Below are 22,640 nucleotides of genomic sequence, written 5' to 3'. Positions count from 1 at the left end.
TGCAAGGCACCGGCCTCTCTCCTCCAGTCGTTAGTCTCCTATATCGACTGGAGGACATCTTGACCCAATTTAGCTATGGTTCAAAGCGGGTGGCACACAGCCTCTGCTGCGAAGGAATGATGACATGAGCAATAGAGTGGCCGACAAGGTAGCGCAGATCACACCAGCCGGTGCAGCACGTCGCATCCGCGGCTTTTCTGACCGCACGATCGCCTGGATATTTGTGGCACCGACCGTGTTTTTGCTGCTGGCAGTGAACATCTTCCCCCTGATCTGGACCATCCGGTTGAGTTTTACGAATTTTCGCGTGAACAGGCCAAACAATGATGTCGAATTTGTTGGCCTTGAGAATTACGCACGCATCCTGACCGACCCGGACATTTGGGCCACCATGCAGGCCACCGCGCATTTCCTGATCTGGACGATTGCGTTGCAGGTTCTGATTGGCTTCACGCTGGCGTATCTGATCAATAAAAAATTTCGCGGCAATGACCTATGGACCACAATCATCGTATTCCCGATGATGCTTTCCCCTGCCGTTGTCGGTAATTTCTGGACATTTCTGTATCAGCCACAGATCGGGCTTTTCAACTATGTCATCGCATTTCTAACAGGTGCCGACCCGGCCAGTTTTTCGATGATTGGCGATGTGAATCTTGCACCTTGGGCTATTGTGATCGTTGACACATGGATGTGGACACCCTTTGTGATGCTGATCTGTCTGGCTGGGCTGCGCTCTATCCCCGACAGTATTTATGAGGCGGCGGAATGTGACCGTGCCAGCAAATGGCGACAGTTCTGGACCATAACCATCCCTATGGCGCTGCCCTTCCTGATGCTTGCCGTGCTGTTTCGCGGGATTGAAAACCTTAAAATGTTCGATCTGGTTGTCCAACTAACGGGCGGCGGGCCGGGCAATACCACCACACTCACATCAATCGACCTCAAACGTGAAGCCTTTGAAAGATGGCGAACGGGATATTCCTCGGCCTATGCCGTTATCTTGTTCGTCACCGTCTTCGGCTTGGCCTCGATCTACGTGAAGGCCCTAAACAAGGTTAAGGAAAGATGAGCTTTTCAGTCACAGACCCGTCAAAGCGCACAAAATGGGGCGCGGGACTCCTTGTTGTCAGCTATGCGGTCATCACACTGATCCCGCTGCTTTGGATCATTGCCACCGGCTTCAAATCGCCAACCGACTCCATCGCCTATCCGCCGGTTGTCGTGTTTGAACCAACGCTTGAAGGTTATGTAAACCTTTTCACCGACCGCACCCGCGCCACCGAAGGGATGTTGGAAGAAGCCGGGCCGCCCGAAACATGGTATGACGAGATCGCCCGCGCACGCGGCACGGTCATCACCGGCCCGTCGCGCTACGGCGAACGGTTCCTCAACTCGGTCATCATCGGGTTTGGTTCAACCGCGCTGTGTATGCTTCTTGGCACAGCGGCGGCCTATGCGTTCAGCCGCTTCCGCGTGCCATTGAAGGATGACCTGATGTTCTTCATCCTTTCAACGCGCATGATGCCTCCCATCGCCGTGGCCATCCCCATTTTCCTGATGTTCCGGAACCTTGGGCTGAATGACACGCATCTTGGCATGATATTGCTGTATACCGCGGTGAACCTGTCGCTATCGGTTTGGCTGCTCAAAGGGTTTATTGATGAAATACCCATCGAATATGAAGAAGCGGCGCTGATTGACGGCTACACCCGGTTTCAGGCTTTTTACAAGGTTGTGCTGCCACAGGCGGCAACAGGTATCGCCTCCACGGCCATTTTCGCCCTGATATTTGCGTGGAACGAGTATGCCTTTGCGGTGCTGCTCACCTCGGGCAACGCGCAAACCGCGCCGCCGTTTATTCCCACAATCATCGGCACCTCGGGCAAAGACTGGCCAGCGGTAGCGGCGGGTGCAACTATCTTTCTTGTGCCGGTCATGATTTTCACCATCTTGCTGCGCAAACACTTGCTGCGCGGCATTACATTCGGGGCGGTGCGCAAATGACCGAGATGATAGCCAAGTTTCTGCGGTTTCGCCGTGGCCCCTGGGAAATGCTCGCCTCGATCCTTATCGCGGTTGGCGTGGTGATGCTGATGCAGCCCTTCTTCCTGTGGTTGTTCACCTATTCTTTCATTGTCACATTGGTTGGCACGGTGATGTTCATCATCGTCAGCCATTTTCCGGAATAGCTCATGGCACAGATACGAATTGAAAACGTGCGCAAAGACTTCGGAACCTTCAATGCGGTGAAGTCTTCGACTTTCACAATTGAAGATGGCGAGTTTTTCATGCTGCTTGGCCCGTCCGGTTGTGGAAAAACGACAACCTTGCGGATGATGGCGGGGCTGGAACTGCCGACCTCGGGCGAGATTTACATTGACGGTGAAGAGGTCGGCCAAAAGCCCGCCAGCCAGCGCGACATCGCCTTCGTCTTTCAAATGTTTGCGTTGTATCCGCACATGAATGTGCGCAAAAACATTAGCTATCCACTGCTATCACAGGGTATGGCCAGGCCGCAGGTCAGGAAAAAGGTGGCCGAGGTCGCTGAAATCCTTGGCATTACCGACATTCTTGAGCGGCCCGTCGGAGGCCTGTCGGGAGGTGATCGGCAGCGCGTTGCATTGGGCCGTGCGATTGTGCGCAACCCGAAAGCATTTTTAATGGATGAACCGCTTGGCGCGCTCGATGCAGAGTTTCGCCAGCATATGTCGGAAGAATTGCGTGCATTGCATGACAGGATGGGTGCAACCACCGTTTACGTGACCCACGACCAGTTGGAAGCAATGCAGATGGGCGACAAGATTGTCGTCATGAACCACGGCGTTGTGGAACAGTTTGGTGTTCCACAAGACATATACGACTGGCCAGCCACCAGGTTTGTGGCGCAGTTCATCGGCTCGCCCTCCATGAATTTTCTGGAGTTTAACGGCACGGTCGGGAATGGCGCTGAGCATGTCAGCCTGGGCGAGACGCGTTTTGCAGTGCCGCGCCAGTTGGCGGGCGCAAGCGGCGCTCTAACTCTGGGTGTGCGCCCCGAACATGTGCATTTGAGTGATGCAGCAAGCTATCGTGGTGAAATTATCGCCAGCGAGTATCTGGGAACGACGCAAATCGTGACCCTGAAAACCGCGCATGGCCAAGTAAAGGCGCGCATTCCTTCGCATGTGCCCGTGCAGGTTGGCGAAAGCACAGGGCTTGATTTTGATGCCCGAACGCTTAGCGTTTTTGACAATGCCAGCAACCTTGCGCTGATTTCTGAAACCAATCGCGAGGTGCTGAATCATGGCTGAAGTCATACTGGACAATGTCTCAAAATCCTTTGGCACCAATACCGCCTTGGCCGATGTCAGCATGACAGTGCCTGACGGTTCTTTTGTGGTGCTTTTAGGGCCAACAGGGGCAGGAAAAACCACGACATTGCGCATGGTTTCGGGCCTCGACAAGCCCAGCAAGGGCAGCATTTCAATCGGTGGTCGTTCAATGGCCGGTCTAACGCCTGCACAGCGCGATGTTGCGATGGTTTTCCAGCAATACTCGCTCTATCCGCATTTGACCGTGCGCGAGAACCTTGAGTTTCCGCTGAAATCACCAATCCTTCGCACGCCAAAAGCCGAGATTGCCCGCAAGGTTGGCGAGGTGGCTGAAATTCTTCAGATCTCACACAAGCTCGACAACAAGGCGACCGCGCTTTCTGGTGGGGAAATGCAGCGTGTTTCGATTGGCCGTGCTTTGGTGCGCAACCCCGCCGTTTACCTGATGGACGAGCCGCTCAGCTCGCTCGATGCCAAATTGCGCAGCGACTTGCGGATCGAGCTTAAAAGCATTCAGGCAAATTCCGGCGCAACAATACTCTATGTCACGCATGACCAGGTCGAGGCGATGACAATGGCCACACATGTTGGCGTGCTTGACAAGGGCAGGTTGGTGCAATTCGGCACGCCCCGTGAAATCTACGAAAATCCGGTCAGCATTTATGTGGCCAGCCGCCTCGGCCAGCCGCGCATAAATCTTGTGCCCGCCGATGTTTTTGGCGGCGCGCCAGAGGGTGCTGCAACCATCGGGCTGCGGCCAGAGCAGATTATGCAGGGTGAAGGCGAAGAGAGCTTTGTAGAACGGGTAGAGCATTTGGGCGACCAGACGCAGCTCCATCTGAAGTTCAAATCCCATGACCTGATCACCGTAACCGATGCGCATACCGCGCTTACTCATGGTGATGTGGTCAAGATCCAGCCTCAGAACCCATACTATTTTGACGCCACCGGCGCCCGTATTGCGTGAGGAGAATCCAATGAACCATTTCATGAACAGCAAAGACGATATGGTGACCGACGCCATTGATGGCGTGATCGCCGCTTCGGGTGGCGCGCTGGCCCGGTTGGATGGCTATCCGCATATTCGGGTTGTCGTGCGCGCAGATTGGGATAAATCCAAGGTAGCTTTGGTCAGTGGTGGCGGGTCCGGCCATGAGCCTGCCCATGCAGGATTCGTTGGCGCGGGTATGCTCACCGCCGCGGTATGTGGCGATATTTTTGCATCGCCGTCGGTTGACGCTGTTTTGGCCGCCATACTTGCCGTTACTGGCCCTGCAGGCTGCTTGCTGATCGTCAAGAACTACACCGGCGACAGGCTGAACTTTGGCCTTGCTGCGGAGCGCGCGCGGGCCTTCGGGCGAAAGGTGAGTATGGTCGTTGTCGATGACGATATCGCGCTGCCGAATTTGCCGCAATCGCGCGGCGTTGCGGGCACACTGTTTGTGCACAAGATCGCAGGCGCGCTTGCAGAACAGGGTGCCGCATTGGAAGATGTGACAAAAATGGCCGAACGCGTGATCGAGGCAAGCCACAGCATTGGCATGTCACTTGACACCTGCACCGTGCCCGGATCGCCAAAAGAGCAACGTATTCCGGCGGGTATGGCCGAACTTGGCCTTGGCATTCATGGCGAAGCGGGTGTCGAGCAAGTGCCGTATAGCGGTGCAAAACAAGCGATTGAGGCTGTGGCCGACAAACTTGCCCCTGCCATGGGCGAAGGTCACTTTGTGGCGCTGCTCAATAATCTCGGCGGTGTTTCGATACTGGAAATGGCGGTGCTGGCTTCCGAATTGCTAAAATCGCGCATTGGCCGGCAGCTGGACCTTATGGTCGGGCCCGCGGCAATGATGACATCGCTGGCGATGCACGGATTCTCGGTTTCGGTGCTTGAGGCGGATTCCGAACAGGTGGCCCTGCTCAGCGCGCCGTGTGGCATTGCCGCATGGCCGGGATGTGTGAAGCTGACCGCGCAAACAATCCTGCCCCTGCCAGATGGCTTGTCCCCCATCAAAGCCCTACCCTCGGCGCATTCCGCCACCAAGGCGTTTCTGACCACCTGTTGTAACATCATGATCGCCGCCGAAGCCGACCTGAATGCGCTTGACGCAAAATCCGGTGACGGTGACACAGGGTCGACTTTGGCAGGCGCATCGCGCGCGCTTCTGGCCGTGATGGACTCGCTTCCGCTGGCCGATCACACGCAGCTTTACCGCGCCATCGGGCAGGAACTTAGCCAGACAATGGGGGGGTCTTCCGGCGTTCTGCTTGCCATTTTCTTTGCCGCGGCAGGCGATGCCGCCTCGTCAGGGATGCCAATGCGCCAAGCACTTATGGCCGGGCTCGACCGGATGCAGGAAATCGGCGGGGCCAAACCCGGTGACCGCACGATGATTGATGCTTTGCTACCCGCGTTGACGGCGCTTGAGACTGGCTTGCCAGATGCGGCAAGGGCCGCACGCCAAGGCGCCAATCATACGGCCACATTAACACGCGCAAATGCGGGCCGCGCATCCTACATCAACGCCGAGCAGCTTCAGGGCCATGTTGACCCGGGTGCGGAAGCTGTCGCCCGTCTATTTGAGAATTTGGTGAATTGAAGCGCGACAATGGAGCATACAAGGCGACGTGAATCGCATCAGCACGCGATGTTCCTCCTAAGCATTCTGGCCCCATAGTTTTGGTATTGGCCAGCATCCTCAGGAGGAGCTGAAGATACTGGCCGGACGCGTTGGCGCTCCCTGCCGAGTTGCCGCCACCGCTTGCGCTGGGTTCCCTGGGAGGAGCCAGAACCAGCACGTTCGTTTCAGTCTTTGGCCGAATCGCTGGCTTTCTGGTCAGTCGCCATCAGCGTTTCGGCATATTTTGGGATGTCTGACCGCGAGATCCCGATCTGCGCAAGCTGGTTGTCGCTTAGTCGCGAAAGTGTTGAAATCATTCGGGCGACCTGCGCGGTGTACAAGAAATTATGCGCCGCGCGGCCAACTTTGACGCCAATGCGCCCGAGTGTGGTCAGAAAGCCATATGCCTTGCTGGCGATCAGCGCCAAAGCTGGCACTGGATTACGGTTTGTGGCATCTGCCATTGTTGTTTTAGCTGCCATTTGCCGCCTCCATTGCGATTGATTTGATATCGCTACGCCGGAACCCCAGATCCTTGAGGTCGCGGTTCGTGAGCGACGAAAGTTCGTGTTGTACCGCGAGGAAGGTTTTGCGCCTGGCAATTGCGCCAGTCAGTTGATCACGTTTCTTGTGAAAATATGCGCGGCCAGTGTGCAGAACTGCCTCCAGCCCCCTGTATGTTTGTGTTGTCGCCATGCTACTGCCTCATTTGTTGCGATGCGGCATTTCTTTGCTGCACTGCACAATTACGATGCTGAACCAGTGCTTACAACACGGTAAATTGGCATAGCGGCAATGCCAATTTGGCACAGCTAACCAGAATCCCCAGCGCCCGGCACCGCGCGCGGCGTTCTTGGTTTGAAAACATTACCACCAACTTTGAACCCTGTTTAAGTTGATCTGTTTAAGCGGCCCCCGGGGAATGACCGATGACCGATACCGAGCGCACAGCGCGCGCTGCTTGTGCAGGTTGCACCTGTTACAGGGTTAACATGTCTGAAGGACACTTCTGGTGCGCGCGGAAGTGTAGCAATCTCCAAGCCGGATGGCTTTGCCAGCCCCTCAAAAGCCTCCAGGATGCATGTTATGTATGTTTGTCTGACGTCAGCACCTGTGGGACAGATTTGAGGATTTGAACACCAGAGGGGTTCATCGTAGCCTTTAAGGAGCGAAGATGAACAAGAAGCCCGAACATCAAAGGACGCGGCAGAAAAGCTGATGCCCAATTTTATATTACGACGGTCAAAGAATTTCGGCTGAACAAGGATCATGGAATGAGGTGGTTGTCAGAATATTGGTATCTTCTCCCGGCCTTGTTCGGCGCCATCGGTCTGTTACTCAAACTACTAAAAATTTACATTATTCGACACGCCGGATCTGGGAAAACCATGGTCGGATCTCGCCTTTCAGGAAGTTCCGGCGCGGGGACAAAAGGGATTATTGCCGGTTCTGCACGTTACGGGAAAATCGTGGCCCTTTTGAGTTTTTTCGTTGGAAGCTGGATCGGAATAGTTCTTCTGTTTGCGATTTCATATTACCTCTATAGCAGGGTTGCCTTTTGACACATGCCATCTTGAAATTGAGGTCGCGCGAAATCTGCGTGCTGTTGGGCAGGGTGATCATCCGTTGAATACGTGGTATTTTCATCAACTGTCCCAATTTGCGCAGCAACATCGACAACCTTGCGCGGCCTTTTCTTGGTATCTGAAGGAAGCGTGAATGGGCAATTTTCGCGGCTCAATGCAATAGCCGTCACCCATTTGCGGTGACAACACGGTGACCCGAGACTGCTTGCACAACGGTGACAACGGCCCCGATAGGTAATCCGCTACCGCGTAACCCGTTCAAATATATACCGAAAATCGTTCAGGGGAATGGTGGAGCCAAGGGGAGTCGAACCCCTGACCTCTTGCATGCCATGGGCGAAATCCACTTGTAAGGTAGTTGAAGGAGAGTGAAGCTAAATGAAGGGAATTCAAGGAAAGGAAGGGTTAATACTTACGTCCTTCAGAATATCGAAAGCTCGATTCTGGTGAAATTTCGTGGAGGCTGGTCGAATTTTGTGCTGGTGACCGGACGGTGACAATATGCCCGCTCACGGCCCAATGGGGTCTATGGTGAAATCCGACTCCTCAGTGGTTACGGTGAGCCAGAAACACTCTCTTATCAAATAACACTATTTGGACCCATAGGCGCTGACGTCAGACAGCGTACTGGTCATGACCTGCGCCCCAATTTCCCTCCAGCTTGCGCGGAGTCCTTGGGGTTATTGCACTGCTACCCAACCTTGGACTGCCCATTGCTGGACTTTTCCGGCTCTGATCACGATGACGGGCTGGTTGCGCCACCGGAATTATGTATGTCGATCGGCACGTTATATCCGATCGCGCTATGAGGTCTGACCTCGTTGTAGTCTCTACGCCAATCCTCCAACTTTTGCGGGCATCTGCAAGCGTCATGAAGTTGGCATCGTTGCGCCATTGGTTCGAGCAACAATGGCGACGCGTGTTCAGGCATTCTGATCGGAACTTGCTGTTGAATGCTTCTGTGAAGCCATTGTCAGTCGGTTTTCCGGGTCGCGAGAAGTCCAGTGTTACGTCATTCGCGTAAGCCCAAAGGTCCATATCGCGGGAGATAAATTCGCTGCCGTTATAGACTCTTATCGTCTTGGTATAACCCGTTTGACCACAGATGCTTTCCAATGTCTGGACCACATCTTCGCCCCGATATGAGAACCTTGGATCGGTCGCGGGGCAATAGCGGGAATGGGTGTCCACAATCGTCAGGATGCGCAGTTTCTTACCTGTTGCCAGCCGATCATGCACAAAATCCATCGCCCAGACATCGTTTGGTCCAACAGCTTCCTGGCAGCCCGCCCTCAGCTTAGCTTTCACGCGGCGTTTTGGGTGCTTGTTCCGCAATTGTAAGCACAACTCATTGTAAATCCTACGTGTTTTCTTCATGTTGATCTCCCAACCTTCGCGTCGCAACAGCACGTGCACCCGGCGATACCCCTAGCACACGCGCGTTTCACAAATGTCCTTGATCCGTCTTTCGACAGCCGCCTGATCGGTGCGGCGGGATTTGTAGTGGAACGTGGATCGATCAAACCGGAGGGCCCCACAAGCCGTCCGGATCGACACGCACCAGTCGTTGCACATCCCGCGAACCACTTCGCGCATCCGAGCAGGCTTTAGAGCTTTCGCCGGATCTTGCGGCCTACAAACGATCCCCCAGATCGTTTGCTGAACGGCCTTCACCTGTAACATCTCGCGATCTAACGTTAGGTCGGCCACGATCTTCTTCAGCCGGCCATTCTCGTTCGGCGCTACGCTCGGACCAGTGGCGCTTGCGCCTCACTCCAGCGCCTTTAATCGGCGCATCTCGTCAGGCATGAGACCCGCATACTTCTTCTTCCAATTGAAATATGTTGCCTGGCTTATGCCCGTCTTTCGACAAATCTCGGCAACCGGCACTCCGTCATCGCCCTGCTTCAAAACGAACGCCTTTTGTGCGTCCGAAAACTTCGATGCTTTCATCGTTTCCACTCCTTCTCCAAGCCAGGAAGTTACAGCGAGAAACTCCAGTTTTGAACGGTCCAGTTTTCAGGGGGCAGAGCAGTCGATAGGGCTTGTCCCAACAGAGTAACAACAACCTGAACTGACACCAATTGTCTGGCGATCTGAGCCAGAGACAAATATCATATTCTGGCTAAGGCGCGAATTTGAAGTTTTATTTTCAACCTAGAATTCATCACTTGCCCTTCATCAGAAATATCATCAGGAATATGTCGATAAAATTAGGCTTGTGAACGCCGCTAATTCTGGTGGCGATCAAATCTTTGTAGATGCAAAGCCGATCAAACCGGGTGCGTGCTTTAAAAATGGTCCGAATTATAGCTGTCTTATTTCTCGCGGCATCCATGTACTTTTGGTATGAATCCCAGTCCAACGGTCACGCGCTCACCGATTTGGCCGCACAAGACCTTATCTGTGGTGATGTCATAGCGCCTTGCCAAGTTGGAAATCGCTCCTACAATATTCTTGTTCCGCAAGGGGAAGGGCCGTTTCCAGCGGTTATCTTTTTTCACGGCTCGGGAGGAAGTGGCGCGAGTGTCATAAGGGACGCTGCCTTGGTAGCGCCGCTTCTTCAAAAGGGCTACGCTCTAATTGCGCCAAGCGCACTTGATGTTACCTATTCTGGCGGCAGGCGCTTAAGTGGCTGGATTTGGGAAGGGCAACGCGACGGTCGCGACGATTACAGGTTCGTCCAGGATGTCATCAACGACGCAACTTCCAAATTTCCGATACAAGAAGAAGATTTGATTGTGGCCGGGCATTCAAACGGAGCCACGTTCGTGTGGTATTTGGCCTGCGAAGGTCTGGACACGAGGCTGCGTAATTTTGCAACGATCGGAGGTACACCTGTTCGCGATCGACTATTGTCGTGTGCAGACGTTCGCCCAAGTTTCAATTTGTACCACACGCACGGCACAGCTGACAGTGTGGTGCCAGTGGATGGCACACAAAGGACAGCGACTTGGCACGGTTGGCTAGGCGCAATAGAGGCTGTTGAGATGATGGCCGCAGCATCCGGTTGTTCGGAAAAAGAAGAAATTGCCACCAGCGAAACCACAGAAACCACGCGCTGGTATGGCTGTCAGTCTGGTGCCGAGTTTCGAGTTGACCTCAATGATGGTGGGCACGAGATCCCAACTAATTGGGTTGAGACACTTTTCGCGTGGTCTCAGGATCTTCCTTAACCGTAAGGCGGATCGATCCGTCTGCGTGCCGTTCGCAAGCTGGATCGGATCATACAAAGTTAGTTGTTCTGACAGAGGGTGATGTGGCGAAGGAGTGATCGTAAATATTCGTTGGTAGCAAATTTCAGCGGTGATGCATGTTAGGGTTGACTTATTATTCACTTTATCGCCCTATCCCCTCAAAATTCATATGCTGGGAATGACTTGATATGGGCAGTACCGAAAACCCAAATTACTGGTATGACGACAAAAAACGTCTCATCAAATCTAACAATGATCCTGATATTTGGATAGAATTCTATCCCTCCGATGTCCGAGCAGAGTTTCCGCCTAGATATGTAATACATATCGATGGTCGGAAAATCGGGTTTACTTTTGCGGTACGTCAAATTGGCGGAATCCGTCCGATGGATAAAGAGACCGGGCTTCCATCATATGTGTTTGGTCCTTTTGGACTTCACATTGTCGCATACACCCAGGAAGAAGACAGAACGCTTGGCGGAACTTATTTGGTCAAAACCAATGCAAAGAAATTTGAGTCGCGTGAGCAACAAGACCGCGCGATCAAGTTTATACTAGAAGGGTTTTCGGTTTTCACCGGGGCAAATACGCCAAGTGAATTAAAAGAAGGGAAAATTGGTGCCGTTGCAGGTTTTTCGCCTGAAGTTATAGAAAAAATTGCAGCCGGAGACTTTATTGAATTAGCGGTTACACCCTTCAGAACGCCTATGATGAGCTTGCGCAATTTTCGCATTTAACTGGTGACGCGTATTCTGACAAAGTTGCCGAAATATCCAACAAACTTAGTATCGATACTGGAATAGTTGGCACCACCATTGTGTATTCCGGTGGTAATACCACTGCAACAGTCGAGGCCTATGCCGCAAATAGTGCAGAAGCATACAATACCATCGGCCAGACGGATGTTGGAAAATTTTTGGGTAGCCCTGAGGTTAATGACGGATTGAGGAGTGCTTATGGCGTAGCCGCGGGTGCTGATATATACGGCACCCCACTTGGCGACCGCATAGGTGGCCCAACCAACGAAAGTCTGTGGGGACAAGCGTCCGAACGTTTTGCCAGCACTGCGTCCGGTGATGTTATTGCCATTGTTGGCGACGCTAACTCTGGACGTATCTTCTCAGACGTCGAATTGCAGGCATTACTGAATAACGATGCTGTCACGAGCATAAATGGCATTTCTAAATCAGCCCTGCTTGAGATTTATGATTTACCGCCAGATCCGAATGGCGTTAGGCCGTCTGGCATTGACGCGGTATTTGATCAACTAAAGATCAATGCAGCGGCAGCAAGCGCTGCTGGGGCTATCAGCTATGACAGCGATGGCAAAATTACATCAATAGATGTGGGCGCATATTCGCATTTTGTTACAGCAGATGGGCTCGTTTGGACCGAATATTGGAAACAAATCAAAAGTTACGATCTTACATTAGGCTTAAACTTAGGCGATTTATTTGAATTTGCGAACGATAATTATGAAGCATTTAAGAATGGAATGTTCAACGGTGATTGGGAGGAATTTCACGCAGCCCTCGAGGAGCTACCAGAACAAGTCGTAACAAATGCGATAGTTGGAGGGATATACTCTGGCGTAATCTATGGATTAACGGTGGTAGCTCAGGGAGCTACGACGGCGGCGGCGGCGACGGCGGCGACGGCGGCGTCGGTGGTTTTGACGGCGGCGGCCGTAGGATATGTTGCCTACACCGTTACTAAAGCCGTTCTAGAACTTGGCATTGATGTTACAACAGATATATTTAACTATCTCTTTGGCGATGACAATACGGATGCAGGTTCTGCTGGCGGTGAAGCTATTGCCAACGATGCACCTGATGATGGCAGCTTCCTGGATCCGGACACCTCACCTTTAGTTATTGACCTTGATGGTGATGGAATAGAGCTTGTAGCACTAGTGGATTCGACGGTTCAATTTGATCTCGATCTAGATGGATTTGCTGAGCTCACAGGTTGGGTCGCACCAGATGATGCGTTGCTGGCCTACGATGTCAACGGAAATGGCATTATTGACGATCAATCGGAAATTTTTTGGTAATTCAGAAGCATTTGCAAATGGCTTTCTATCGCTAGCAGCACTTGACAGCAATAGTGATGGCGTAATTGATCAAAATGATACGGCTTACGCAGATTTGGTTTTGTGGCAGGATGCCGATGTTGACGGCAATACAGACGCAGGTGAACTTACCACACTGGTTGATGCGGGGGTCGTTAGCATCGATTTGGGTTCTATATCCGTTGATGAGACCAACTCGGGTCACACAGTGAGTGATCGCAGTACGGTGACATGGGTCGATGGTCATTCTACTGTAATAGAAGATATTTGGTTTGAAGTAGACCAGCGCAAAAGCGACTATATTCTGCCAGATAATTTCACTTACTCAGCTGAGGCGATAGTATTGCCTGTTTTATATGGTTATGGACATATCCCCTCAACTTGGGTGGCGTTGTCGCAAGATGCCGCGTTGGTATCAGAATCGAGCAGCCTCGTACAACAAGTCAATAGTGGGGACATAGCTGGCTTTTTGGGGAACTTTGAGCAATTCATGCTAAACTGGGCCGGTGTAGCTGATGTGGACCCAAGCTCTCGTGGAAGCTATATAGATGGCAGACATTTGGCGTTTTTGGAAGAGTTCTACGGCACTGATTTCTTGCAACCCGGTCATGGTTCAAATCCTGGGAGCGCTAACCCCAACGCAAAAGCATCGGTAGACCTCGAAGCACAATTCGACGAGCTGGTTGAGAAATTCGCCGCGCGTTTCATGGCTCAGGCATCAGACTCGGGAATAATATTATCAGTAATGAATTCCGGCTCTCTTCCTACAACAGCAAGTGCGGTGGGATTTCTTAGTGTATTGGCCAGCACATTGGATGCGCAGACAAACCAGCTATCTGGATCAAATGCTGATATTTTCACTGCCGTATTTGATTCAGTTGCAAATGGCGCACTGAATTTAGAAAATGCTTTGGTTGTCATAAAATTATTAAAACTCGACTTAGATGATGGCCAGGGCGGCTATGATGCTGACTTTTCTATTGCCGCTCAAATATATGGCGATCCTGCAATCGCACAAACCATGCTCTATCTATACCAACACTCGAACGACACTTCGAATATGGAGACTGGTACGGATGGTGCCGATTCAATTTCAGGTTCGGCCGCAAATGATTTAATGTTCGGACTTGCTGGTGATGACAACTTAAGTTCGGGTAGTGGTAACAACGTTTTCTTCGGTGGCGCAGGTGATGATACTATGCTCGGAGGAACCGGGGATGACAAATACATCTATCGCTTAGGTGATGGAAATGACGTTATCACAGATCTAAACTCATCTCAGGACCAAGATACACTCGCGCTTATGAATATTGAGCTTAGCGACGTTGTATTTTCCCAAAATGCAGACCGTGATTTGATACTGACTATGCCAAATGGCGAAACAGTAACAATCGTGAATTACTTTAATTCAACCTCGAACGAGATTGAATTTATTGAATTCTCGGACGGCACCGTATTGGATACGGATGCAATTATGGCATCACTTGGGACAGCTGGGAATGACACTTTCTATAGCTGGGGGAAAAGCGATACCTTTGTGCTGCGTGCCGGTCAGGGAGACGATCAGATCGTCTCGACCTCGCATAACTATGGGGAAGTGGACACGCTGCGCTTTGAAGACGGCGTGACGGCAGCCGACCTGTACTCGGTCTATGTTGGCAACGATCTGAAGATCGGCTTCAAGGCATCGGATGGCAGCATCACCATTGTGAATGATGCGCTGGATGGCAGTGGCGCGTCGATCTACCAGATGACCTACTTCGTGTTCTCAGATGGCACAACCATGAGCCGTCAGGACTTTATGAACGCGACACTGGGTACTGCTGGCAATGATGTGTTCAACGGCTCGGGCGAGAACGATACCTTTGTGCTGCGCGCCGGTCAGGGAGACGATCAGATCGTCTCGACCTCGCATAGAAGCTAAGCGCGGCGGCGTTAAGGCCCAGACCATCCGGGGCTACCTTCCATTGCTCAAAACCATCACCGGGCCACTGCTGCAGGGCAGCCCCCAAGAGCGTGTTCACTATGCCTTGACCGGCGAAAAGCCGCACCGCGATGCGAAGCTGCTGTTGATGTTGGGCGACGAATTGGTATCAGCCCTGACAACTGCCCAACTGCGGCGCTGGCATGGCCTTATTCGCGTCGAGGTTGGCGCACACACGGCCAATAGAGTGATGTCGATGCTCAAAGGCATTCTCGCGCTGGCGGAAGAGGATTTTGGTGTGCGGGTCTGCGCGATGCCGACCAATCTGGCCAAGCGTAAATCCAAGCCCAAGAAAGAAATCCTCTCGCCCGAAGAAGTGGCGGCTTTGATCGCCCATGCCAAGGCGGACCCTGAGCGCGGCATCTTTTACGCCTTTCCGTTCCTCACCGGCGTGCGTGTTTCTGAACAGCTCGGCCTGCTCTGGTCGGATATCGATCTTGATCGCAACGTTATCACCATCTGCCGCGTGCAAGAGCGCGATGGCACCACCATCGAAACAACTAAAACCGAGGCTGGAGCGCGCGACATCCCGATCTCCGCCACCCTTCGCGGCCTGCTACTCGCATGGCGCTTGGTGTGCCCGCGCCTTGATGGTGAACTCTATCGGGTATTTCCCGGCCCCGGTGTGCCGCAGCAATGGCCGCTTCCGCGTTTGGGCGGGGGCGGCCCGGTGCTGTATTCAAACTTCCTCAAGCGCTATTGGCGGCCCGCCTTTAAGGCATCGGGCATTCGATACGTCACCCACCATTCTGCGCGGCATAGCTTCGTGTCTGTGCTGCAGGCGCAAGGTGTGGAGGTTGGGCTGGTTGCCAAGCTGGCGGGGCATGCCAGCGCCGCCGTGACACTCGGCCATTATACGCAAGCTGTGCGCGGTGGAGCCGATGCGCTGGCGTTGTTGGATCTGGCCTATCAGGGGCAGGGGGCGTGAAGGGCGGAGTGCGCGGGCGTCATCATTATGGAGATGGCAGGTCGCTCCATTTGACCCGCATATATCGTCCTGAACGCTTTGGCAGATCCTTCCGGTCGATCATGCGCCCAGACACTTGGAAATGTTCGTTGATCTTGACCACAAGCAACTTGTTGAAGTTTCCATTTTTGTCAACGACAACGACGTCTTTGGTCTTGAACGGTGTTATGGTCTTGACCTCGATATGGTCGTTATCAAGCCTTCCGTCCGAGCCTTGGGCATAGGTCTTGTTAAGTTTAATGCCATAGGTGATCGCGCCAAAGAGTTCACCAATGTCACCGTAAACAGCAAGATGTAACCCGGTTTCGTAGTGGTAACTTTCAGCCAAAGAAATCAGTTGCTCAAAATATGGAATCATTGACCGTATGGCATTTGGATACTTCGCACCCCACTCCTTAAAGCGAAGCTGCTCGTCAATTTCAGTCCACGTAACCCACTCGCCATCGTCATAAAACGCGCGATCATCCCAGTCGCTTTCGTCCATATGCCACCTCTCCAACGAAATACTTGGCGGCAATATGCGAGGTTTGTGGCGGCAATACTAGGCGTGCAGCTGACATGGGCTCCGCTCGCATAGTGCACCGCCCCACGGAGAGGCCGCCCTGACGCCCATACTGGCATCGTCGGCTCCGCCCCACCCATGCCACTGCCGCGTGCCTCCCCGGCGCCCCTAGCTGCCTGCCGCGCCGCACGTAGTGCCGCTCGGTCTGCGGGGTCGCCGGGTGATATGGGCGAGGTGGTCGGTGGTCAGCATGGAAGATCGCTCCCGTTTTCGATGCCCGTCGTTCTGGGCCCCGATATGCTTTCCCCGTAAAGACCACCTGCATGACCACCTATGATCTCCGGACCGGCTAGAGGTGGTCACGACCGGGTTCTCGGCCGCAAAAGCGGGCTCGCGCCGATAGTTGTGCCCGATGTTCGCACCATGATTTCCTGAAGTTTTTTGCTTCAGGCGAGGGTGGTGCGATGCGAATTTATTGGCTTACCGACAGATCAAATGGTGACGTGGCGCTGGTGGATTGCGCAACTGTTGAACGGGTGCTCGGCGTCGAGTTGGCGTATGTGGACCAGTGCATCTGGGATGTTGGCGAATTTGAAAACGCGAAGTGGGTGGTGTGGCTGAGCGGGGCGGTTGTGTGAGGCCAAGCAGCGTTTCGCAACAGGCCAGGCCTATAACGGGCCAAACCGGTCATCCATCTAGTCGCGGGGAAGCTCCGACGCACCAGTCAGAGCGGCCATTCTTTGGACAGCGCAGCATTCTCGTCGGCGGGAAGGCGGCAGCGCGGGATATTTTCGGCCACGCGTTGTTCCACTTGCAGGTCGAGTCGACCAATCAGGTTTTCGGCGATCAAATTCTCCCCCAATGTGTTGGTTGATGGAGGCACCAATAACGAGAAACTTTCTGCCGGGGTTGTCAACAGGGGATGCCGCACAACCTCATGTGCGCCAAAGAGCCGGGTCACATCCGCATAAAAAGTTGATCGGAATCCCGTTGGCTTCTATGACGGCGCGTTTCTCAAGCCAATCGCTGTCAACTGCGTTGTACACTCCAGTCCTAGCTTTGCTTGCCAGAGCCGCAAACACTCTGTCACTTGGATCAAAACCCGAATCAATGATTGGCTGCGGTAAGTCCTGATACTCACCGTCGGGCCGTTTTGGTAAGTCCAACCGCACTACCTTGTCCGGATGACTATTGATGACCTCCAGGTAAAATCTATCCCCCACACCTGGCTGCCCGCGTGGTTGGAGGTATCGCCGATACTCCGCTTGAATTGCCCCCTCGCTATCGAGAAACACCTTCCCATTCTCAATTGCATTCAACAATAATTCAACAGCGGCAAGTCGGCAGGTAGCGGAAATTCCGACGTCGTCACCGTTGGCGACAATTGGCACGTTTGTATCAATTACGTACTTCGGCACTTATTTCGCCGTCTTGCGTTTGAGGCGAGCAATTTCTGCTTGCGCTGCCTCACTAAAGGCGTCACCCATGAACTTGTCTGGCCAATTATTAATATTTCCAAAAAGATCAACATCAAGCTTAGTGATTTTACTCTCACCTTTAGGTGCATCACAAAAATACAGTAAAACATCATCGCTAGAAATCGCTTCTTCAGCGATTCTTCGTTGTAGCCGTAGAAGTAAGTGCTCTGAATGACTCTCAAGGATTACTTGAACTTTACGGTGGACTGCGGCTTGAATAATGACATCTGCTAGCGCTGCTTGTGCCAATGGGTGTAAGTGTATCTCGGGTTGTTCTAAAATGACAGTTGATCCTTCAGGCACATACTGAAGTAGTGTGATCACTGGCAATACCTGTGAAATTCCAAAACCTACATCAGTCAACAGGACCTCACTGGCATCCTTTCGCGTTTTCACTCGAGCCTGCCAGCGATTGGAATTCGGAGCGATCTCTTCGACTCGAAATTCTTCGATTAAGCACATTTCTTTCAGCCAATAGGCAATCATCTCCTGAAACGTCTTGAGGTGCCCTTTTTTCTTCAAATTTCGCTGTTCTTTCGCTTCCGTCGCGGCGAGTATTGCGTCGATGGCTTTTTCTCCTCGTTGCCCTACATCGGATGGCCGCGAACGCGACCAAAGATAGTCGCGCTGTGGATATTGCCGCAGCGGCCCGAGATAGTACAGTTGGTCTAATTGCGCCTCATAAGCAGCCTCTAAGTCCGCCAAAAATCCAGCGTTTTGAAAATAGGTTCGCGCTTGGTCGGGGAACGCATATGACTTGATTGGTCCAGGCAATTGCCATGCGCGGCCTTTTGTTCGCAGGAAACTAAAATCGACTGCGCCCTCTTGCAACTTTTTACAAGTTAGATCGAATTGAAGGTTCTGGCTCCCTTTAGGCTCAAGGGTGAATTCCAAACCCCCTAGGCGGTAGCTCAATCTATTAGAAATGGGTGCCTTGTTTTGGACGAAATTCGCCGCACTGACACCAAACTTTCTACTTTTTGCAATCACAGCAGTTCTTTTTTCAGTCGCGTCTGCTAGCGCCAGATCAGTTTCAAGAGTGAACTCCAGATCCCATCGTAGTAACAAGCTTTCATCGTGCCTGTGAATTGCGTCTGAAGCAGTTCCTAAGGATACCATGTCGCCGTTCAGATCGAGAGATATTGCCCTATCGGTTCCGTCTTTTGTTTGCTTCAGCATGAGCAGGAACTGTATCAAGCTTGTTTTGCCAGATGAGTTAGTGCCAAAGAAACCTGTGATGGGAGCGCAATCCAGTTCCGCTTCTCGCCAAGACTTGAAATTTTGGAAATGCAGTGACTTAAGCATAATTCATCCCCGCGGCCTTCCGGTTTGTGACTGCTTCTACTACCTATCCACTGGTAGAGGCCCAACGTGGCGTTGTAAACGCAGAAATCCGAAGAATTCAAAGCGGCATTCGTTCAATATCAGGCTTGCCAAACCGGTTCGGGTTCGCGTCCGTGCTGCTGGTACTTTCAAATTCAGGACGTTGGCTTACGTCATCAAAGGATGGCCGTTTCTGGGTCCATTTCTGGCTCGGGGCGGGCGTGAAGATGCGGCCAGATTTGCGTTCTCTCTCAGCCAGAGAATGTCCGGTCCGGCGCAGAAGCCTGAAATTTCGCGCTACCAGCGACTGACCGGCTCACCGCCCTTACTGTTAAAATGTGCTTGCCGCAGCATACGTCAGTTTGGGTTTATTATGACGGTTTACTGCATCTGAAGCCATCACATGTTCCCCAGTGCATTTATCTGCGCTAGCGCCACACGCAGTTGGCTGTCCGTTAACCCCCGCAACAGTGCCATCGCTTCCGCTTCTGAATTCAATCGGTTCTGGCTGACACCATGATCCAGCTCGCCGCTTGGGAAGAAGTCGCGCATCGGAACGCTAAGCGCCGCTGCAATCGCAATCAGCGTTTCCAGTGTCGGAATGCTTTTGCCGCGCTCGAGATTGGATATCGCTTCAGCGGTTCGTTCGATCCGCGCCGCCAGTTCGGCTTGGGTTAGCCCGGCCTTGCGCCGATACACCCGCAATTGCCCCGCCAGAAATGATCTAAGATGTTGCTCCATCCCTTGAAGTAGGGTTCAAGCGGTGTGCACATAAATAGACCGGGGTTCGATTTAGTTCGCAAAACAGAACTCAACTTCGTATACGAGGCATGAAACGCCAATAATGCGGAGTTAACTTTGTCCTCCAAGCCAAGCCCCAAAGATATTGTCGTCGCGGCTGTAGATGTTGGTTCGCCTAAGAATATCGGCTGGGCAATCATCGTTGGGGGTGATGTTGAGCACGGTACCAACCTAGATACCTTCATTGCGCGTTTTGCAGAAGTTTCGAACGGCAAGCCATCTGCGCTCGGCTTTGAAGCGCCGCTGTTCATCCCTTATGGCCGCCCACTGCAAAAGCTGACGGCACAACGCAGTGGTGATAATGGCCGCCCATGGTCTGCGGGGGCCGGGGCAACGGTTACAACGATTGGGCTTGCGGTTGTGAGCCATGTGCTGAGCGGGATGCGGGCAGCCGGGTGCAAGCAGCGCGCGGTCCTTGATTGGCAATCATGGCCGCGCAACGATGATCTGTTATTGTTTGAAGCCTTTGTTAGCGGCGATAATCATGCTGGGCCGGGCGAACATTGGAAAGACGCTCTAAACGCAGCAGAAGGCTTTGTGCGCGCCTTACCAGACCTCTCAGCCGCAAATGCGGTATCCGAGGCGAACGTGTTCTCAATGATCGGGGCGTGCATGATGCGCACCGGTTGGGCGGAAACCGGTATCGACTACCTATCGCAGTCTTGCCTTGTGATCCGCCCTTAGAAACGGGTTTGTGCGGCGATTTTCGACCTGCTATATCCAGACATTTTTCGATTTTGGAGGCGGTCGCTATGAGCGAAACATCAGAGAACCAATTCACTGCTGCGCTAACGTTCAGGGTTCCACAGAAGGTCGGTTGGTCCGTTCAGCGTGGCACGCAATCCTGGACTGGCGAACATTTGGCGGGACTGTCGGATTGCATGGCTCAAGTAGAGAAAGGCGATCCAGTGACCTTGTCGATATCGTTGATCTTTGAGTTGACCGGGAACGAAGAAACGGTACGTTCGGCGCAGGGGATGCCCCCGGGGGATGATTGATGACCGACAATATAGCATGGATTCAAACTTTCACCGGCAAACGGCTTGACCTTGATCCACCCAATCCTGATCAGATCGACATAGTCGATATCGCACACGGTCTGTCGATGCTGTGCCGCTTTAACGGGCAATGCACACGGTTCTATTCTGTCGCCGAACATTCGGTGCATGTATCCCACGAAATTGCCCCGAAATTTGCTTTGGTCGGACTTTTACATGATGCTGCCGAAGCCTATTTGGGTGATGTGCCCTCGCCGCTCAAGAAGCAACTTAGCCAGTTCAAAACCTTTGAAGGTAAAATGGAGGTAGCTATTGGCAAAAAGTTTGATATCAAGCCCGACCTATTCAAAGATCGCGAGCTGAAACGCGCTGACGTTCAGTTGTTGATAGACGAAAAAGCGGTTTTGATGGTCGACCCACCCGAACCATGGCCGCCCGGTGCGCCAGACGTGAAAGACGCAAGCCGGATCGAATGCTGGGAGCCTGCATTAGCGAAGCAGAAGTTTCTGGAACGGTTTGCGGAGCTCACGGCGATCTCGCCAGCACCAAATGAAACCGAACCACCGATGATCCTCCCCGATATTTTATCGACGGGACTAAAGGTAATATTTTGCGGCACGGCGGTCGGTCGAACATCCGCGCGTGAGGGGCGATATTATGCAAACAAGGGCAACTCGTTTTGGAAAACCTTGTTTGAGATTGGGCTAACCGACGAACCGCTAACTCCAGAGCGGCAACTTGAGCTGCTGCAGTATGGGGTTGGACTAACCGATTTGAACAAGTTCGAAACCGGTATGGATCGACAAGTTTCTCTAACCCAGCGTAATGCTGAACGGCTGGTAGGAATCGTAGAAGCCTACAAACCCCGTTCGGTCGCATTTAACGGCAAAAAGGCAGCGGAGACCGTTTTCGGCGGTAAAATGGATTACGGCATGCAAGCGCGTAGCGCACAATTCGGCGAAGTTGATATTTGGGTGCTACCATCAACGTCCGGTGCAGGTCGCGGATACTTCGACATCGATGTTTGGAATGACTTTGCAGCTTGGTTGAGCAAAACAGGGTGACCTCTTGTTTGAGTTCATTTGCCTACAAGCTCCGGCTTCACATGAACCTATAAAAAACAAGTCGAGCTGCGTTTCAGCACCATATTCTCGCGGATATTCCGAGCATCTAGCGGTGACACCACGGTGACCCGAGACTGCTTGCAAAACGGTGACAATGGCCCCAATAGGTAATCCGCTGTCGCGTAACCCGTTAAAATATATACCGAAAATCGTTCAGAGGAATGGTGGAGCCAAGGGGAGTCGAACCCCTGACCTCTTGCATGCCATGCAAGCGCTCTACCAACTGAGCTATGGCCCCATTCGCGCTTTTGCGCTGCGGTGTATCTATTGCCCCGCCCGCAAAGGTTCAAGCGAAAAAATGCGGGCGGGGCAGGAAATATGCGCTGCTATTACGACTCGTCGTCTTTGCTGGCGACATCGGCGATATCGTCAAGGCTGACGGTATCGTCATCGTCATCTTCCAGCAACTCGTCGCCGGGGTCGACATCATCATCCGAATCGTCGAGCAGATCGACATCATCATCGGCCTCGGCGGCGGCTTTGGCTTCGGCGGCCTTGGCCTTGGCGCCAGAACGCCCGCTCAGCTGCTCCAGAATGCTGGCCAGCGTGAAGCTATGCGCACAGCTCGGGCAAATCATCGGATCTTTGTTCAGGTCGTAAAACCGCGTCGCACATTTCGGGCAGGCGCGCTTTACACCCCATTCTTCATTGGGCATAGCCAATCGACTCCACATTCA

24 protein-coding genes, 1 tRNA gene and 1 pseudogene are annotated in these 22,640 nt (G+C 52.8%); 16 read left to right on the top strand and 10 right to left on the bottom strand.

Annotated elements, in window-relative coordinates; translation table 11 throughout:
- Window positions 1–124: 124 nt before the first annotated feature.
- Genes LGT41_RS02720 through LGT41_RS02695 form a run of 6 tightly spaced genes read left to right on the top strand, consistent with a single transcriptional unit; the run spans window position 125 to window position 5,911 of the window.
- Window positions 125–1,072 (top strand): carbohydrate ABC transporter permease, encoded by a 948-nt coding sequence (locus LGT41_RS02720; protein WP_274128495.1) that lies wholly within the window; start codon window positions 125–127, stop codon window positions 1,070–1,072.
- Complete coding sequence (locus tag LGT41_RS02715; RefSeq protein WP_274128494.1) at window positions 1,069–2,007, top strand: carbohydrate ABC transporter permease; 939 nt, start codon at window positions 1,069–1,071, stop codon at window positions 2,005–2,007. The genes LGT41_RS02720 and LGT41_RS02715 overlap by 4 nt, the downstream gene beginning before the upstream one ends.
- Window positions 2,004–2,192: a hypothetical protein gene (locus LGT41_RS02710; RefSeq protein ID WP_274128493.1), complete on the top strand. Its 189-nt coding sequence runs from the start codon at window positions 2,004–2,006 to the stop codon at window positions 2,190–2,192. The genes LGT41_RS02715 and LGT41_RS02710 overlap by 4 nt, the downstream gene beginning before the upstream one ends.
- 3 nt (window positions 2,193–2,195) lie before the next feature.
- Entirely contained in the window at window positions 2,196–3,293 is a 1,098-nt protein-coding gene (locus tag LGT41_RS02705; protein ID WP_274128492.1) for an ABC transporter ATP-binding protein, read from the top strand.
- Window positions 3,286–4,281, top strand: coding sequence for an ABC transporter ATP-binding protein (locus LGT41_RS02700; protein ID WP_274128491.1), 996 nt, complete (start codon window positions 3,286–3,288; stop codon window positions 4,279–4,281). Before LGT41_RS02705 ends, LGT41_RS02700 begins: the two co-directional genes overlap by 8 nt.
- Before the next feature lie 10 nt (window positions 4,282–4,291).
- The gene (locus tag LGT41_RS02695; RefSeq protein ID WP_274128489.1) at window positions 4,292–5,911 is read left to right on the top strand and encodes a dihydroxyacetone kinase subunit DhaK; all 1,620 of its coding nucleotides are present in this window, start codon (window positions 4,292–4,294) and stop codon (window positions 5,909–5,911) included.
- Between the two features lie 206 nt (window positions 5,912–6,117).
- On the opposite strand, the gene LGT41_RS02690 is transcribed toward LGT41_RS02695, so the two are convergent.
- On the bottom strand, window positions 6,118–6,360 hold the full coding sequence (locus tag LGT41_RS02690) for a DUF1127 domain-containing protein (RefSeq protein WP_274128488.1): 243 nt from the start codon (window positions 6,358–6,360) through the stop codon (window positions 6,118–6,120).
- Window positions 6,361–6,403: 43 nt separating this feature from the next.
- Complete coding sequence (locus LGT41_RS02685; RefSeq protein ID WP_274128487.1) at window positions 6,404–6,628, bottom strand: DUF1127 domain-containing protein; 225 nt, start codon at window positions 6,626–6,628, stop codon at window positions 6,404–6,406.
- Window positions 6,629–7,206: 578 nt separating this feature from the next.
- Between LGT41_RS02685 and LGT41_RS02680 the strand changes: the two genes are divergently transcribed.
- Window positions 7,207–7,494 (top strand): hypothetical protein, encoded by a 288-nt coding sequence (locus tag LGT41_RS02680; protein WP_274128486.1) that lies wholly within the window; start codon window positions 7,207–7,209, stop codon window positions 7,492–7,494.
- Window positions 7,495–8,254: 760 nt separating this feature from the next.
- Here LGT41_RS02680 and LGT41_RS02675 read toward each other — a convergent pair.
- Window positions 8,255–9,471, bottom strand: a pseudogene (locus tag LGT41_RS02675) (IS3 family transposase).
- A gap of 308 nt (window positions 9,472–9,779) precedes the next feature.
- Here LGT41_RS02675 and LGT41_RS02670 point away from each other — a divergent pair.
- From LGT41_RS02670 to LGT41_RS02650, 5 genes are all read left to right on the top strand, one after another.
- The gene (locus LGT41_RS02670) at window positions 9,780–10,694 is read left to right on the top strand and encodes a CE1 family esterase (protein WP_274128485.1); all 915 of its coding nucleotides are present in this window, start codon (window positions 9,780–9,782) and stop codon (window positions 10,692–10,694) included.
- A 209-nt stretch (window positions 10,695–10,903) separates the two neighbouring features.
- Entirely contained in the window at window positions 10,904–11,452 is a 549-nt protein-coding gene (locus LGT41_RS02665; protein ID WP_274128484.1) for a hypothetical protein, read from the top strand.
- An 80-nt stretch (window positions 11,453–11,532) separates the two neighbouring features.
- Complete coding sequence (locus tag LGT41_RS02660) at window positions 11,533–12,768, top strand: hypothetical protein (protein WP_274128483.1); 1,236 nt, start codon at window positions 11,533–11,535, stop codon at window positions 12,766–12,768.
- A complete protein-coding gene (locus LGT41_RS02655) occupies window positions 12,731–14,710 on the top strand; it encodes a calcium-binding protein (RefSeq protein WP_274128482.1) in 1,980 nt (659 codons plus the stop codon). Before LGT41_RS02660 ends, LGT41_RS02655 begins: the two co-directional genes overlap by 38 nt.
- A gap of 43 nt (window positions 14,711–14,753) precedes the next feature.
- Window positions 14,754–15,698 carry a tyrosine-type recombinase/integrase gene (locus tag LGT41_RS02650; RefSeq protein ID WP_274128481.1) on the top strand — a complete coding sequence of 315 codons (945 nt, stop codon included), beginning with the start codon at window positions 14,754–14,756 and terminating at the stop codon, window positions 15,696–15,698.
- 25 nt (window positions 15,699–15,723) lie between these two features.
- Here LGT41_RS02650 and LGT41_RS02645 read toward each other — a convergent pair whose 3' ends face one another.
- On the bottom strand, window positions 15,724–16,221 hold the full coding sequence (locus LGT41_RS02645) for a hypothetical protein (protein ID WP_274128480.1): 498 nt from the start codon (window positions 16,219–16,221) through the stop codon (window positions 15,724–15,726).
- Window positions 16,222–16,703: 482 nt separating this feature from the next.
- Between LGT41_RS02645 and LGT41_RS02640 the strand changes: the two genes are divergently transcribed.
- Entirely contained in the window at window positions 16,704–16,877 is a 174-nt protein-coding gene (locus LGT41_RS02640; RefSeq protein ID WP_274128479.1) for a hypothetical protein, read from the top strand.
- Between the two features lie 86 nt (window positions 16,878–16,963).
- On the opposite strand, the gene LGT41_RS02635 is transcribed toward LGT41_RS02640, so the two are convergent.
- The 4 genes from LGT41_RS02635 to LGT41_RS02620 all read right to left on the bottom strand — a co-directional run bounded on the left by LGT41_RS02635 (window position 16,964) and on the right by LGT41_RS02620 (window position 19,781).
- On the bottom strand, window positions 16,964–17,089 hold the full coding sequence (locus tag LGT41_RS02635) for a hypothetical protein (protein WP_274128478.1): 126 nt from the start codon (window positions 17,087–17,089) through the stop codon (window positions 16,964–16,966).
- An 85-nt stretch (window positions 17,090–17,174) separates the two neighbouring features.
- Entirely contained in the window at window positions 17,175–17,657 is a 483-nt protein-coding gene (locus tag LGT41_RS02630) for a hypothetical protein (RefSeq protein WP_274128477.1), read from the bottom strand.
- Entirely contained in the window at window positions 17,658–19,022 is a 1,365-nt protein-coding gene (locus LGT41_RS02625) for an AAA family ATPase (RefSeq protein ID WP_274128476.1), read from the bottom strand.
- A gap of 417 nt (window positions 19,023–19,439) precedes the next feature.
- Complete coding sequence (locus LGT41_RS02620) at window positions 19,440–19,781, bottom strand: helix-turn-helix transcriptional regulator (protein ID WP_274128475.1); 342 nt, start codon at window positions 19,779–19,781, stop codon at window positions 19,440–19,442.
- 117 nt (window positions 19,782–19,898) lie between these two features.
- Here LGT41_RS02620 and LGT41_RS02615 point away from each other — a divergent pair, with 117 nt between their 5' ends.
- From LGT41_RS02615 to LGT41_RS02605, 3 genes are all read left to right on the top strand, one after another.
- A complete protein-coding gene (locus tag LGT41_RS02615; protein ID WP_274128474.1) occupies window positions 19,899–20,525 on the top strand; it encodes a hypothetical protein in 627 nt (208 codons plus the stop codon).
- Between the two features lie 68 nt (window positions 20,526–20,593).
- Window positions 20,594–20,839 carry a hypothetical protein gene (locus tag LGT41_RS02610; RefSeq protein ID WP_274128473.1) on the top strand — a complete coding sequence of 82 codons (246 nt, stop codon included), beginning with the start codon at window positions 20,594–20,596 and terminating at the stop codon, window positions 20,837–20,839.
- Window positions 20,839–21,903 carry a uracil-DNA glycosylase family protein gene (locus tag LGT41_RS02605; RefSeq protein ID WP_274128472.1) on the top strand — a complete coding sequence of 355 codons (1,065 nt, stop codon included), beginning with the start codon at window positions 20,839–20,841 and terminating at the stop codon, window positions 21,901–21,903. The genes LGT41_RS02610 and LGT41_RS02605 overlap by 1 nt, the downstream gene beginning before the upstream one ends.
- Before the next feature lie 222 nt (window positions 21,904–22,125).
- On the opposite strand, the gene LGT41_RS02600 is transcribed toward LGT41_RS02605, so the two are convergent.
- Both LGT41_RS02600 and LGT41_RS02595 read right to left on the bottom strand, forming a co-directional pair.
- Window positions 22,126–22,201: transfer RNA gene (locus LGT41_RS02600), tRNA-Ala, on the bottom strand.
- A 91-nt stretch (window positions 22,202–22,292) separates the two neighbouring features.
- Window positions 22,293–22,619, bottom strand: a complete 327-nt coding sequence (locus LGT41_RS02595) for a TIGR02300 family protein (protein WP_274128471.1) — start codon at window positions 22,617–22,619, stop codon at window positions 22,293–22,295.
- Window positions 22,620–22,640 lie beyond the last annotated feature (21 nt).

The organism is Abyssibius alkaniclasticus, from assembly GCF_020447305.1.
Lineage (GTDB): Bacteria > Pseudomonadota > Alphaproteobacteria > Rhodobacterales > Rhodobacteraceae > Abyssibius > Abyssibius alkaniclasticus.
This window is presented reverse-complemented; position numbering and strand designations above follow the sequence as displayed.

Bases quoted from the DNA above. Each gene is read 5' to 3' on its own strand.
- LGT41_RS02720 (WP_274128495.1), top strand. From the start codon at position 125: ATGAGCAATAGAGTGGCCGACAAGGTAGCGCAGATCACACCAGCCGGT.
- LGT41_RS02715 (WP_274128494.1), top strand. From the start codon at position 1,069: ATGAGCTTTTCAGTCACAGACCCGTCAAAGCGCACAAAATGGGGCGCG.
- LGT41_RS02710 (WP_274128493.1), top strand. From the start codon at position 2,004: ATGACCGAGATGATAGCCAAGTTTCTGCGGTTTCGCCGTGGCCCCTGG.
- LGT41_RS02705 (WP_274128492.1), top strand. From the start codon at position 2,196: ATGGCACAGATACGAATTGAAAACGTGCGCAAAGACTTCGGAACCTTC.
- LGT41_RS02700 (WP_274128491.1), top strand. From the start codon at position 3,286: ATGGCTGAAGTCATACTGGACAATGTCTCAAAATCCTTTGGCACCAAT.
- LGT41_RS02695 (WP_274128489.1), top strand. From the start codon at position 4,292: ATGAACCATTTCATGAACAGCAAAGACGATATGGTGACCGACGCCATT.
- LGT41_RS02685 (WP_274128487.1), bottom strand. From the start codon at position 6,628: ATGGCGACAACACAAACATACAGGGGGCTGGAGGCAGTTCTGCACACT.
- LGT41_RS02680 (WP_274128486.1), top strand. From the start codon at position 7,207: ATGAGGTGGTTGTCAGAATATTGGTATCTTCTCCCGGCCTTGTTCGGC.
- LGT41_RS02670 (WP_274128485.1), top strand. From the start codon at position 9,780: ATGCAAAGCCGATCAAACCGGGTGCGTGCTTTAAAAATGGTCCGAATT.
- LGT41_RS02665 (WP_274128484.1), top strand. From the start codon at position 10,904: ATGGGCAGTACCGAAAACCCAAATTACTGGTATGACGACAAAAAACGT.
- LGT41_RS02655 (WP_274128482.1), top strand. From the start codon at position 12,731: ATGGCATTATTGACGATCAATCGGAAATTTTTTGGTAATTCAGAAGCA.
- LGT41_RS02645 (WP_274128480.1), bottom strand. From the start codon at position 16,221: ATGGACGAAAGCGACTGGGATGATCGCGCGTTTTATGACGATGGCGAG.
- LGT41_RS02640 (WP_274128479.1), top strand. From the start codon at position 16,704: ATGCGAATTTATTGGCTTACCGACAGATCAAATGGTGACGTGGCGCTG.
- LGT41_RS02625 (WP_274128476.1), bottom strand. From the start codon at position 19,022: ATGCTTAAGTCACTGCATTTCCAAAATTTCAAGTCTTGGCGAGAAGCG.
- LGT41_RS02620 (WP_274128475.1), bottom strand. From the start codon at position 19,781: ATGGAGCAACATCTTAGATCATTTCTGGCGGGGCAATTGCGGGTGTAT.
- LGT41_RS02610 (WP_274128473.1), top strand. From the start codon at position 20,594: ATGAGCGAAACATCAGAGAACCAATTCACTGCTGCGCTAACGTTCAGG.
- LGT41_RS02605 (WP_274128472.1), top strand. From the start codon at position 20,839: ATGACCGACAATATAGCATGGATTCAAACTTTCACCGGCAAACGGCTT.
- LGT41_RS02595 (WP_274128471.1), bottom strand. From the start codon at position 22,619: ATGCCCAATGAAGAATGGGGTGTAAAGCGCGCCTGCCCGAAATGTGCG.